The 12,407-nt window shown below is 64.5% G+C and carries 11 protein-coding genes; 7 read left to right on the top strand and 4 right to left on the bottom strand.

Going from position 1 to position 12,407, the window contains the following annotated elements; translation table 11 throughout:
• The 3 genes from C484_RS09930 to C484_RS09915 all read left to right on the top strand — a co-directional run.
• Positions 1 to 428, top strand: a 428-nt coding sequence (locus C484_RS09930) for a Gfo/Idh/MocA family oxidoreductase (RefSeq protein WP_006825803.1), incomplete at its 5' end; no start/stop codon positions are given.
• An 84-nt stretch (positions 429 to 512) separates the two neighbouring features.
• Positions 513 to 1,556 (top strand): Gfo/Idh/MocA family protein, encoded by a 1,044-nt coding sequence (locus C484_RS09925; protein WP_006825802.1) that lies wholly within the window; start codon positions 513 to 515, stop codon positions 1,554 to 1,556.
• 368 nt (positions 1,557 to 1,924) lie between these two features.
• Positions 1,925 to 2,659, top strand: a complete 735-nt coding sequence (locus tag C484_RS09915; RefSeq protein WP_006825800.1) for a fumarylacetoacetate hydrolase family protein — start codon at positions 1,925 to 1,927, stop codon at positions 2,657 to 2,659.
• 15 nt (positions 2,660 to 2,674) lie between these two features.
• Here the strand turns inward: C484_RS09915 and C484_RS09910 are convergent, their stop codons facing one another.
• The gene (locus C484_RS09910) at positions 2,675 to 3,781 is read right to left on the bottom strand and encodes a Gfo/Idh/MocA family protein (RefSeq protein ID WP_006825799.1); all 1,107 of its coding nucleotides are present in this window, start codon (positions 3,779 to 3,781) and stop codon (positions 2,675 to 2,677) included.
• 2 nt (positions 3,782 to 3,783) lie between these two features.
• Positions 3,784 to 4,764, bottom strand: a complete 981-nt coding sequence (locus tag C484_RS09905) for an LLM class flavin-dependent oxidoreductase (protein WP_006825798.1) — start codon at positions 4,762 to 4,764, stop codon at positions 3,784 to 3,786.
• A 226-nt stretch (positions 4,765 to 4,990) separates the two neighbouring features.
• Between C484_RS09905 and C484_RS09900 the strand changes: the two genes are divergently transcribed.
• Both C484_RS09900 and C484_RS09895 read left to right on the top strand, forming a co-directional pair.
• A complete protein-coding gene (locus C484_RS09900; protein ID WP_006825797.1) occupies positions 4,991 to 6,241 on the top strand; it encodes an Nramp family divalent metal transporter in 1,251 nt (416 codons plus the stop codon).
• A gap of 140 nt (positions 6,242 to 6,381) precedes the next feature.
• Complete coding sequence (locus C484_RS09895; protein WP_006825796.1) at positions 6,382 to 7,245, top strand: sugar phosphate isomerase/epimerase family protein; 864 nt, start codon at positions 6,382 to 6,384, stop codon at positions 7,243 to 7,245.
• Between the two features lie 9 nt (positions 7,246 to 7,254).
• Here C484_RS09895 and C484_RS09890 read toward each other — a convergent pair whose 3' ends face one another.
• Positions 7,255 to 8,733: a sulfatase family protein gene (locus C484_RS09890; protein WP_006825795.1), complete on the bottom strand. Its 1,479-nt coding sequence runs from the start codon at positions 8,731 to 8,733 to the stop codon at positions 7,255 to 7,257.
• 153 nt (positions 8,734 to 8,886) lie between these two features.
• Between C484_RS09890 and C484_RS09885 the strand changes: the two genes are divergently transcribed.
• Both C484_RS09885 and C484_RS09880 read left to right on the top strand, forming a co-directional pair.
• Positions 8,887 to 10,035 carry a GNAT family N-acetyltransferase gene (locus tag C484_RS09885; protein ID WP_006825794.1) on the top strand — a complete coding sequence of 383 codons (1,149 nt, stop codon included), beginning with the start codon at positions 8,887 to 8,889 and terminating at the stop codon, positions 10,033 to 10,035.
• Positions 10,036 to 10,229: 194 nt separating this feature from the next.
• Positions 10,230 to 11,123 carry a Gfo/Idh/MocA family protein gene (locus C484_RS09880; protein ID WP_006825793.1) on the top strand — a complete coding sequence of 298 codons (894 nt, stop codon included), beginning with the start codon at positions 10,230 to 10,232 and terminating at the stop codon, positions 11,121 to 11,123.
• A 70-nt stretch (positions 11,124 to 11,193) separates the two neighbouring features.
• Here C484_RS09880 and C484_RS09875 read toward each other — a convergent pair whose 3' ends face one another.
• On the bottom strand, positions 11,194 to 12,285 hold the full coding sequence (locus C484_RS09875) for a Gfo/Idh/MocA family protein (RefSeq protein ID WP_239640962.1): 1,092 nt from the start codon (positions 12,283 to 12,285) through the stop codon (positions 11,194 to 11,196).
• Positions 12,286 to 12,407: the final 122 nt, after the last annotated feature.

Raw genomic sequence — 12,407 nt, 5'->3', positions numbered from 1 at the left:
GGGTCGCGGAGGTGTATGCGGAGACGGGGACCCGCTTCCACGATATCAAGGTCGAGGATGTCAACGTGCTCTCGATGCGGCTGACCGACGGGACGACGTTCCTACTCGACGGTTCCTGGAGCCGGCCGGAGGCATGGCACACGTGGGGCGACGCGACGGTCGAGTTCGTCGGCCGCGAGGGAACGATCGCCGTGGACTGCTTCGACCAGTTGCTTCGGCACACGGCGGCGTCGGGCGCTGATGAGGGCATTAGAACGGTCTTCTACGGAACCGATCCGAACGCCGAGATGCTCGGGGATTTCGTCGACAGCGTCGCCGAGGGGAGCGATCCCGCCGTCTCCCCTCAGGACGCGCTGGCGGCAGTCGCCGTCGTCGAGGCAGCCTACGAATCTGCGTCGGCCGGACGACCGGTCGAGGTCGAGTACTGAGAACTCTCGCCGAAGATAGCCTTCCCGGTCGAACTGTGACGCTTGCCGATCAGTTTTTGTCCGGTCCGGTCGTTAGTCATCTCGATGCCTACCAAGTCGCCACCGCGCGTCGCGATCGTCGGACTCGGGACGATCGGTCGCATTCACGCCGAGCGGATCCTCCGACTGGACGCCGCGCTTGCCGCCGGCACGGACGTCAGCGCCGACGCCCGGGAGTTGTTCGCCGGCGAGTACGACGTCCCGACGTACGCGGATCACGAGACGATGCTCGCCGACGCCGATATCGACGCCGTGTTCGTCTGCGTGCCGAATCGCGTTCATGAGCAGGTCGCGATCGACGCCCTCGAACACGAGTGCGCCGTCCTCCTTGAGAAACCGCTGGCCCACTCCGTAGAGAGCGCGGAGCGGATCGCGGCCGCGGCCGCCGACGCAGAGGCGTCCTGTGTGGTCGGGTTCACGATGCGCTTTTCAAACGCGACGCGGCGGGTCGCGGCGCTGCGCGACGAGGGTCGACTCGGTTCGGTCAGTCATGTCGACGCGACCTACCTTCGGCGGAACGCGCTGCCCGGCGAGGGGCGGAGTTGGTTCACGGATCCCGACCTGGCCGGCGGCGGCGTCGCGATGGACCTCGGCGTCCACGCGCTCGATCTGGCACTGTATCTGCTCGAGTATCCGACCGTTCGAGAGGTGACCGGCGTCACCCGCAGCGAGTTCGGGGACTACGACGTGGAGGACTCGGTGCACGCGCTGGTACGGTGTGGCGACGACCGGACGATCTCGATCCGCGTCTCGTGGCGAGCGACGCGGTCGTCCTCGAAACGGTGCATCGTCCGGGGGAGCGACGTGGGTGTCGAGTTCGACGTCACGGAGCCGACTCTCGAAGTGTTCGATACCCCAGTCGGGGCCGACGAATCCGACGGTCGGCCGGCCGGTCCCGACGAGACGCTCTCGGTCGACGGAGACGACATGCATCTTGCGGAGGACCGCGCGTTCCTCGCGACTCTCGCTGGAGAGCGGACCGCCCTTGCGGGCACCGTCGATGACGCGCTGACAGTTCAGCGGGTACTGCGGGCGATCTACGACTCGAGCGACCGGGGGGAAGCGGTTCGGCCGTCCGAGTATCAGTAGGTGACGACGAAAGGTTTTGTTCCTCCCGAGGACATTAGTTCCGATCATGGGAACGCTGCAGGTTGCACTGCTGAACGGTTCGTACAACGACATGGTGATGACGGAGAACTTCCGGCGCGATGTCGACGCTGCGGTCCATTCGTTTACGGTGACGAGGGTGATCTGCCAGAGACGTTCACGTACGACGCCGTCGCCAGCGGATCGGGCGCATCGTTCTACTGGGATGAAGACAAGAAGTACGAGTAGTGCCCGTCAACCAGGGACAATTCCTGTCGATCCTGCAACTGCTGATCGAAACCGACCGCCGCGACCGATTCGTTGCTGCAACCGAAAGATCATTACTCCGGTAGATCAATGCTCGGACGAGGATGCACACAGTCCGATTCAGCGATCCGTCCGGCCTCGTCCGGACCGGAACGTGGACCGACAGCGGTATCGACGCCGGCAACCAACGGTATGACCCCGCCGAGGTGACGATCCTCCCGCCCAGCGAGCCGACCAAGATCGTCTGCCAAGCCGGCGGCTACGTGGACCACCGCGAGGAGTCCGGCTTCGAAGACCTACCGGACCGGCCCGAACTGTTCCTGAAGACGCCGAACTGTGTCGTCGGCCACGGAGACGCGATCGAACTGCCGCCAGGACGGGACGAGGTCGAGTTCGAGGCAGAGTTCGGCATCGTGATCGACGAGCAGTGTCGTGCGGTCGACGAGGACGAGGCGATGGAGTTCGTCCGCGGGTTCACCTGCGTCAACGATATCTCGAACCGCGACGACCAGGCCGAGGAACGCAACTGGGTCCGCGGCAAGGCGTTCGACGCCTCGCTCCCGATAGGCCCGGTGCTCGCTACGCCCGACGAGGTGCCCGATGACGCCCGCCTCGAACTCCGGCTCAACGGCGAGGTGAAACAGGAAACGACCCGCGACATGATGATCTTCTCCGTTCCGAATCTCATCACCGAGGTGAGCGAACTCATCACCCTTGAGCCCGGGGATGTCATCGCGAGCGGCACACCGTTCGGGCCCGGTCCGCTCGGCGAGGGCGATGTCGTCGAGGTCGAGTTCGAAGGCGTCGGGACGCTCGAGAATCACGTCGTCGCGCGCTGAGAACGAGTCGTCGAACTACTTCTCGACTGTCACCCACCGATCCGTCTCGGCCGATTCGTACGCTGCATCGAGAACCCGGAGGACGGTCAGGGCGTCCTCGAGGGTGACGGGCGGTTCCGCATCGGCTTCGCAGGCCGCAAAGAATTCCCGGACGAACTCTCGGCCCCACGTACCGCCGTATCCGGCTCCCGGCTCGTACTCGTGCGTGATCGTCCGGTGTGGCGTTGCGCTCCAGTCGTCGTCCGCCGACTCGAGTTCGAGTTCGGTCTCGCCGTCGAAGCCGAAGGTCCGACCCATCGGATTCCAGTTGCTTCGGCCGCCGCTGCCGTAGAGATTGAGCTGGGTGTCGTAGATTCCATCACGCAGGTAGTAGCCGCAGTGGACGGTCCCGAGCGTTCCGGTTTCGGTCTCAAGCTGGAGCGTCGCGCCGTCTTCGACGTCGACTCCGTCGAACCCCGCGGTCATACTAGCATTCACCCGGGCGATCGGTGCCTCGAGGAGCCAGGTGAGTAACTGGATCCAGTGGATGCCAAGCCACTGGAGGATGCCGCCGCGGCTCGCGTCCGTGTCGAAGACGAAGTGGTCGGTGTTTCGGTACGCGAGCTGCGAGGCGACGAACCGTGCCTCAAATCCGCGGAGGTCGCCGAAGAAGCCGTCGTCCAGGCGGGACTTCAGCTGCGCGGCGATCGGATGGCTCTGCCACGGGTAGGAGACGCAGACCGTCGCGCCGGTCCGGGCCTCGAGGTCGAGCAGCGGCTCGAGTTCAGCGGCGGTTCGGCCCGCCGGCTTCTCCGTGTAGATGTCGACGCCGCGCTCGAGGGCCTGTTCGACGGCCGCCGGCGTGTCTCGGTTCGAGAGCGTCAGGAACACCGCGTCGACGGCGGCGTCGGCGAGCATCGTTTCGAGGTCGCCGTAGACTGGTACGTCGCCGAGGCTCGCCACGGAGTCGACATCGAACGCATCGTTCGGCTCACAGGCGCAGGTCACCGTCGCCGGCAGCGTCTCGAGGGTCCGCAGGTACGGCTCGGCGTGGTGGTGGTCGAGACCGACGTAGCCGACGGTTGGAGCCTCCGTCCCGTCGCCAATAGTGCTGTTGCCAGTCTCAGTGTCTGATCCGGCCATGGTCACTCGAACGCAGGGATGACTTCGTCGCCGAAGCGCTCGAGCGTCTCGAGTGTTGTGTCATGGGGCTGCCCGGGGAACTGACAGCGGACGTACACCTGGTCGACGCCGAGCTCCTCGTACTCGCGAAGTTGCTCGATACAGTCCGCGGGCGAGCCGATAGCGAACTTCTCTTCGAGGTCATCGTAGTCGACCTCGACCTCGTGTTCGTCCATATATGTCTGGCCCCAGCGGGCGTACATCTGGTAGAGCTTCAGGAGGTAGGGCTCGATGGTATCTTTTGCCTCCTCGACGGAGTCGGCGACGAAGCAGTCGCGCATAAGGATGACTTCGTTGTCCTCGCGATCCATATCGAACTCCTCGAGTGAGGATTCGTAGACATCGATCTGCTCCTCGAGGTCGGCCGTCGTCGAGGAGGCACTTGCAATCCAGGCGTCGCCGCGGTAGGCCGCCCGTTTGATCGCGATGTCTGCATGGCCGCCGATCCAGACCGGCAGCTCCCTTTCCGGGCGAGGACTGACGAACACATCCTCGAACGACCACTGATCACCGTCGTGGGTAACGCTCTCTTCGCTCCACAGCCGCTTGAGCACATGCAGCGATTCGATCATCGCTTTCGATCGTTCCTCCATGTCGATCCCGAACGGTTCGATCTCGCGCTCGCGGTAACCGATCGCGGCGCCAAAGTGCATGCGTCCGCCTGAGAGTCGGTCGATCATCGCGATGTACTCGGCGAGGTGTAGCGGGTTGTACAGCATCGGCAGCATAGCCATCGTCGAGAGATCGAGCGTCTCGGTTCGCGCCGCGATTCCCGAGAGCGCCGTGATCGGCTCGACGACGCCCTCGTCGTGGACGTGTCGCTCGCCGAGCGAGACGCCGTCGAAGCCGACGTCCTCGATCAGTTCAGCTTGCTCGTACAGACCGGCGGCCTCGAACTCGTCGCCGGGCGTGTAGTACTGATTCAAAAAAACGCCGAACTTCACGCTCGCGTCACCTCGTTCTCGGTTCCGTTGGTCGCGGTGAGAAGGATTCTGTCGTCGGTGCGGCGGAGGGACCCTGGTCTCTCCCCGAACACATGGCTGTTTACAGGCATTCGCTGGTCTAGCTTGACGAACTAGTTCCTAATGTAGCTTGCGGCGCGTGTGATCCACTCATGATGGACTGTCTCGCCGGTAGTTATTTATGGTACGTCATCACGTACCGATATATATGGCGACACGCATCTCGGGTGCCATAACGGGCGGGACGGTGTGGAATCAACTGCGGGCGCTCGGACCGGCGCTCGTTCTCGCAGCAGTCGTCGTCGGTCCGGGGAGCATCGCGCTCAGCACAATCGCTGGAAGTACGTACGGCTACCAGCTGCTCTGGGTGCCGATCGTGACGACGGTCTTCATGATCACGTACACGTGGATGGCCGCGCGGATCGGGCTGGTCACCGGCGAGACGATCCTGCAAGTCGCAAGGAGACGATACGGGTCGGCAGTCGCGACGGCCGGCGGGTTCTTCGGCTTCCTCGCGATCCTCGCGTTCCAGGCCGGGAACAACGCCGGAATCGGGTTCGCGACGAACGCACTCGTTGGCTACGACATTCGCCTGTGGGCCGCAATCTTCTCACTCGCCGCGATCGGCTTCCTTTGGTTGCCCGACCTGTACGACAAGGTCGAACTGCTGGTGAAGGCCGTCGTCGGCGTCATGCTGCTCGCATTCGTTGGGACGCTCGCAACCGTCGGCTTCGACATCCGGGCCGGCGCGACCGGTATCGTACCGACCATCCCCGATGTGGACGCCGCGCTCCTCGCGCTCGGGATGGCCGCGACGACCTTCTCCATTGCCGCGGCGACCTACCAGAGCTACCTGGTGCGCGAGAAGGACTGGGGCGTCGACCAGCTGTCAGAGAAAGGGATGGACAGCATCCTCGGGATCGCCGTGCTGGGACTCATCGTCACGGTCATCCTCCTGACCAGCGCGAGCGTCATCTCCGGGACGGGCGAACCGGCCTTCTCGGCGACGGATATGGCCACCCAGCTCGAGCCCGTCGCCGGATCGGGTGCGTTCTACCTGTTCACATTCGGGTTCTTCTTCGCAAGCCTCTCGTCGCTCGTCGTCAACGCGCTCATCGGGGCGACACTGCTGGTCGACGGGCTCGGCCTCGATCCCTCGATGGACGGTCGTCCGGTCAAGATCTGGTCGACGGTTGCCGTGGTGTTCGGACTCGTCGTCGTCCTGGTCTTCGAGGGCGATCCGGTCGAACTGCTCCGTATTGCCCAGGCAGCCGCCGTGGTCGCGTTTCCGATCCTCGGCTTCCTTATCCTCGCGCTCGCCAGCAGCGACGATGTCATGGGACCGCACTCGAACGGCCGCTTCGCCACCGTTCTGGGCGTCGTCGGCTACCTCGCCATCGTCGGAATCGTCGGCAACTATCTCTACGAAGTCGTCTCTGAACTCGTGCAGTATCTCTGACGCGGTGCCTTCGGCAACAGCACCGCTGTCGGCTGTTTTCTCGTGGGTCGAAATAACGACCGTGCGAAGCGGAACCCCTCGCTACAGCGAGACTGATCGTACACCAGACTTTAAGGTTCAGCGGTGCGATCGTAGTCGCAATGGCGATACGGACAGCCCTGTTTAGCAAGGTGCTCCGCGACCGCTCGCTCGAGGAGGCGGCCGAACTCGTAGCGGAGATCGGTTACGACGGGTTCGAGCCGATGTGCCGAGACCCCCATCTCGACGCAGACCGTTCGCTTGAAGAGGTAACCGCATTCCGCGATCATCTCGACGACCTCGGCCTCGAAGTCCCGTGTCTGGCAACGTACACTGGTCACTACGTCGGCAAGACCCGGGAAGAGTGTGAGGCGGAACTTGAGACGTTCGAACGGTTCCTCGAGTTCGCGGACGTGCTCGACTGCGGAATCGTCAGGCACGGTCCCGGCGGACCGCCGGTCCGGGAGGCGACCGACGACGACTACGAGCACGCCGCGTCGTGGCTCGCTCGCGCCGCCGACCGCGCCGCCGAGTACGACGTGACGATCGGCATTGAAATCCACGCGCACACAATCGCCGAGACGGTCGACTCGACGCAACGACTCTTAGCGGAGATCGACCGCAAGAACGTTGGCGCGATTCACGACGCCGGAAACATGTACATCACGCTCGACGACTTCGGACTGGCGTCGGTACGCGAACTCGGAGACAACCTCGTCCACGTCCACGTCAAGGACGAGCAGCGGATCGACGATCCGGACCGGCCGGGCGCGTTCGAACTCGAGACTGACGACGGACTCGAGACGTTTCAGCCGCGGCTGCTCGGTGAGGGCGCCGTCGACCACGGCCCGCTGTTCGACGCACTTGCGGAGGCAGGGTACGATGGCTACGTCACCGGTGAGTGCCACGTTCCGCGGGACGAGCTCGAGGACGAACGCGAGGTCGCCGAGCACGAACTCGCGGAGCTGAACCGGTTGCTCGGCTGAGTTTCTCCGTTACTCGAGTCGGTCGCGAATTTCCGCCGCGTGTTCCTCGCGACCCGTTTCTTCGAGGTGGCTGGCGTAGTCGTCTACCCGGTCCCAGGTGTAGTAGGGTCCCTTCTCGCGGAGTACCTGCCACATCGGGTCGGTGACGCCGTTCGGGGCGTCCGGATTGCCGCCGCGCTCGCCGCGGGCCGCCTCGAGCAGTCGGTCGTCGTGCCAGCGCTGCAGCCTGGCCAGCCCGTCATCGACGACGTTCGGCTTCGCCGTGGAGAGATCGGTCGTCTCGTGTGGGTCGGCGGCGAGGTCGAACAGCATGACGTCCTCGAGGCGGCTCCGATAGGCGTCGTGGTAGGTACGGAGCAACAGCCAGTCGTCCCAGCGAACGCCCCGCTGGCACGTCCACGCCCCCTGACTGACGATCAGTTCGTCGCGCCCGTCCGCGGAGCCGTTGGTAACTGCGTCGACGAACGAGCGGCCGTCCCAACCCTCGGGCACGTCGCCGCCGACGAGATCGACGAGCGTGGGTGCAAGATCGAGCTGGTAGCGCAGATCGTTGTCGGTTCCTGGCTCGACTTCGGGACCGCGAACAATAAGGGGGACCCGACACGTCATATTGTCGGCCAGTTGATGGTCTCCGTAGACGTTGAGTTCGCCGAGATTCTCGCCGTGGTCGCCGCTGATCACGACGAGCGTTTCCTCGAGAACGTCCCGCTCGCGGAGGAGATCGATCAGTTTCCCGATGTAGTGATCCATGTAGCGGACGCCGACATCGTAGCCGTCGATCATCGTCTTGAACTCCTCGCGAGAGGAAATCTCCGGCGGCATCCGTGGGCGGTCCCACGACCTGACCCACCCTTTGAGATCCTGCGCACTGTGGGGACCCGACTCCTGGTAGTGCTGCTCGATCAGGTCCTCGGTCAACCACTCTGGTGCGGGCTCGTCGGCGAACGGGTTTCCGTACTCCGCCGGGGTGCGATAGGGCGTGTGTGGATCCCAGAAGTTGACGTGGCAGTACCAGTCGTCTTCCGTCGCGTGCGCCTCGAGCCAGTCGCGGGCGTAGGGGTACACCTCGTCGGCGCGCTCGCCACCGTTGCCCCCGGTGTCGTACAGCTCCCGAAATCCTTCAACCACCTGCCAGCCGTCGTGGCGGTCCGGAAACGGACTGATCATCGTCGTGTGAATTCCCGCGTTGTTCAGTGCCGACGCGAGCGTCCTGAACCGGCCCGGGTAGTTCGCGCGCCGACTCGAGCCGTGGCGTCGAGGATCCGCGTTGCGGCCGCCGTGGTTGATCACGCCGGTGTGGATCCCGAATCGGCCCGTGTAGAACGCCGTCCGCGAGGGGAGACAGGGCGCGTCAGAAGTATAGACAGTGGTGAACGTTCGCCCTTCTGCCGACAGGTCGTCGATGTTGGGCGACGTCTCGCGGTGGTAGCCGTAGCAGCCAAGGTGATCCGGCCGCAACGAGTCACAGTCGATGTACAGTATCCGCATGCACCGATAACGGCCAGTATCGATAAAATAAGTTTCCCCGAGCAACTCGGCACTCCGCCCTTCGACGACCGGAGTTGCATTCCGCAGTTGGCCGCTGCAGATCACACCGCTGACAAAGCTTTTGTGACAGGACTTCCTCTGGCTCGGTATTGCATGACGGACACCGAGAGTCCGCGGCTCGCGACCACGGACGACTTCCACGAAATGACGGCACTGCTCGATCGACACTTCGCCTACGAGCGCTACGGGATGACCGCCCGACTCCCGTTCTGCTACGACTCGGAACGCAGCGAGCGCCACGCTATCATCAAGAAGGACGGGGAGATCGTGAGTCACATTGCCGCGATACCACAGACGCTCGTCGTCGGCGAGGGAACCGTCGAATGCTGGGGGATCGGCGGCGTCGCGACCGACAAACGGTACCGCGGAAACGGGTATATGAGTCAGCTGCTCGAGTTCTGGCTCGATCGGATGGACGACGCCGGCGTCCCGCTGTCGGAACTCAGCGGGAACCGCCAGCGCTACAACCATTTCGGGTACGAGAATGCCGGCGCGGAACTCCGGTACACGATCTCGAAACGCTCGTTCGCGACGACGCCCGAACCCGCGGTCGACGCCGTCGTAACTCACGACGGATCGGACGCACACCTTGAGGTGCTCCGCGGGATCCACGGCCAGGAACCGTACCGCGTTCGGCGCGACCGGGAGCGAAGCCGGACTACGTTCGGCCAACGCGGGCTCGAGACGCTCCTGTACGAGGGCGACAGCGGCCCGGCGTACCTCAGCCTCACGCGGGAGAGTCGTAGCCGCACGATAAAGGAATTCGGCGGCTCCGAACACGGCCTCGAGGCGCTGCTCGGCCACGTGCTCGCGATGTACGACCTGAACGACCTGACGGCCTGTGTCCACCCGCGCCACCCGCTCGACGACGTGTTTCACCGCCATAGCCGGTTCTGGCAACAGCGACCGCACCGGAAGTTGAACATCCGGGATCTGTCCGCACTCCTCGAGGCCTTCGAGGGACAGTTCGAGCGGCGCTGGCGCGACGGGGGTCGGACCGAGACCGGTGAAATCTCGCTGGCGCTCGAAGAAGAGGAGGCAGCTGTTCAGCTCTCGTACGGTCCGGGACGCGTGACGGTCGAGCGCGTCGCCGACGATCCCGATCTCTCGCTCGATCGAATTTCGATGACGGGCTTGCTGTTCGGCTTCCACGATCGGAAGCGCACGCTCCGACAACAGGACCCGTTCCTCGAGGCGACACTGCCGCTCCAGTTCTACATCTGGCCGACGGAGCACGTCTAGAACGTCACCGGCCGTTCAACCGGTCCGGTCGCAAGGCTACCCGGTCGCGAGCCGCAACGACGGTTCGCGACGACGCGGCCGCACCGGCGAACTCGTTGGTTCGGTCGACCCGCGCATTCTGTCACCGAGTTCGAGGGCGAGACCCGTTTCAGCAGTAATCAGAATTATATATCAAGAAAGTAGACGTATCTACAATGATCGAGCTAGGGGTACTCGGACTAGACACCAGTCACTCGGAAACATTCGCAAACATTCTCGAGAGCCGGTCCAACGCGTCGGTTACGGCCGTCTGGGACGGCGGTGACGTCCGCGAGAGCGAGTACACGCGCGAGTTCTGCGAGCGCTACGGTGCGACCAGGTACGACGATCCGCACGCAATGATCGGCGACGTCGATGCGGCGATGGTCCTCACGGTCGACTGGAACGGGCACCGTCACCTCGCCGTGCCGTTTCTCGAAGCGGGTATCCCGACGATGGTCGACAAACCGGTGGCGGGATCAGTCGCTGACGTGATCGCGATCGAGCGGGCGGCGGTCCGCGGCGGCGCGCCGCTGTTCGGCGGCTCGGCACTCCCGTTTCACCCGTCGGTTTCGTCGCTCGCCGAGACGATGCCGGACACAGCGTTCTCCGTCGGCTACGGAGATACGTTCTACTACGGCGTTCACCTCGTCGACAGCGTTCGACTGCTTGCGGGGACCGACTGGACGCAGGTGACGCCGAACCACGGCCCGGGTCGGGTCGCGACGATCGACTTCGCGGACGGCTCCGCGGCGACGCTCCGGTTCGACGGACCGGAGGGCGACGGCACGTTCGGCTTCCTCACGGTCGGCGAACGCACGCAAACCGTCCAGATTGGCAGTTCGACCGCCGAACTCGAGCAGATGTACGAACCGTTCTTGGATGAGTTCCTCGCGGCGGTCCGCGGTGAACGCGACGACCGAAACCGCGTCACCGACGCGGGGACGCTCCTCGTCGGCGTGCAGACCGCCCTCGAGACTGGTGATCCGGTGACACCCGACACCGGCGCGCTCGAGACGGCCGAGGTCGCCAGCGAGTCGTTCCTCGCCGACTACGAACCGTACTACTGAACGACCGTCACGGAGCGTCGGAAGAACGGACGCCGCTCTCGCAGGTAGCTTCGCGTCCCGCGCCGCTCGGTCAGGAGTCGGTGTCCGGCGCGACCTCCTCGTGGGCCGGACGGGGAGAGAGTTCGCCCGACTCGACCATCGAGACGAGCGGGTTATCGTCGATCGAGAGGGGGAACGCCACGCGCTCGCGCCGGCGCACCGACTCGTAGCAGCCGAAAATAATCTCCATCGTCGCGAACGCCCGCTGCGCGCCCAACTGGGGCTCTGCGTCCGTCTCGAGGCCACGAATAATGTCGCCGACTGCGGCCGGAATGTCCGCCAGCGGCTCGCCCGTGTCGATTTCGTCCCACGCCGCGGCGTCGGCCGTCCGCACCCGAATCTGGGCGTTGCCGTCGGGATTGAGTTCGAGGACGCCCTCGGTCCCCACGACGCGAACGTCGCAGTCGATGAACGGGTTCTCGTCGCCGGTCGCGATGACGGCGTCGGTTCCGTCCTCGTACTGCCAACGCACGAATGCTTGGTTCTCGTTGTGGACACCGTAACGGACGTTCTCCTCACGGTAATCGATCTGGCCCATCACCCACGCCGCGGAACGATCGTCGAGAATGGAATTACAGAGATCGATGAGGTGGGTACCGGCGTCAAAGAGGTTCTTCGTCGCGAGTTCGACGCGGGTGACTTCGCCGAGGTCGCCAGCCGCGACCAGCTCCGCTGCGCGCCGGCTCGGGGTTGCGACCCGCCGCTGGTGGTTGAACGTCAGCTGGACGTCCCGTTCGTCGCAAACCGCCACCATGCGCTTGCTGTCCGCCATGGTGTCGGCCATCGGCTTCTCGCAGTGGATCGCTCGCGGCCCGTCCGCGTTCGCGCAGTCGATCACGATGTCGGCGTGGGTCGGCACCGGCGTACAGACGCTGACGATGTCGGGTTCGACCTCCCGAAGCATCCGCTCGTAGTCGGTGTAGACGTTCGCCGGATCGATGTCGTTGCGCTCGGCGAATGCGAGCGCGTTCTCCTCGACGATGTCGGCGCAGGCGACGAGCGAGCAGCGCTCGTCCCCGTCGTACGCGCTCGCGTGGTGGTACGCCATCGCCGCACTTTCGCCCCACACCGGGTTGTCCGGCTCCGGCCCTGTTCCAATGAAAGCTATGTCGTAGTCTGACACGGTGCCAGAATGGTTGTGAACGTATCAACAAATAGGTACCGGACCTCCTCACTTCAACGCTCCGTCGCCGAGCGGACGACCACGGGGCTCGGCGACGGCAGCTATAAGATGGCACGGAACTC

This window comes from Natrialba taiwanensis DSM 12281, assembly GCF_000337595.1.
GTDB lineage: Archaea > Halobacteriota > Halobacteria > Halobacteriales > Natrialbaceae > Natrialba > Natrialba taiwanensis.
Note: the sequence above shows the minus strand (reverse complement) of the source record. Positions and strands in the feature narration are given on the sequence as shown.

Bases quoted from the DNA above. Each gene is read 5' to 3' on its own strand.
- C484_RS09925 (WP_006825802.1), top strand. From the start codon at position 513: ATGCCTACCAAGTCGCCACCGCGCGTCGCGATCGTCGGACTCGGGACG.
- C484_RS09915 (WP_006825800.1), top strand. From the start codon at position 1,925: ATGCACACAGTCCGATTCAGCGATCCGTCCGGCCTCGTCCGGACCGGA.
- C484_RS09910 (WP_006825799.1), bottom strand. From the start codon at position 3,781: ATGGCCGGATCAGACACTGAGACTGGCAACAGCACTATTGGCGACGGG.
- C484_RS09900 (WP_006825797.1), top strand. From the start codon at position 4,991: ATGGCGACACGCATCTCGGGTGCCATAACGGGCGGGACGGTGTGGAAT.
- C484_RS09895 (WP_006825796.1), top strand. From the start codon at position 6,382: ATGGCGATACGGACAGCCCTGTTTAGCAAGGTGCTCCGCGACCGCTCG.
- C484_RS09890 (WP_006825795.1), bottom strand. From the start codon at position 8,733: ATGCGGATACTGTACATCGACTGTGACTCGTTGCGGCCGGATCACCTT.
- C484_RS09885 (WP_006825794.1), top strand. From the start codon at position 8,887: ATGACGGACACCGAGAGTCCGCGGCTCGCGACCACGGACGACTTCCAC.
- C484_RS09880 (WP_006825793.1), top strand. From the start codon at position 10,230: ATGATCGAGCTAGGGGTACTCGGACTAGACACCAGTCACTCGGAAACA.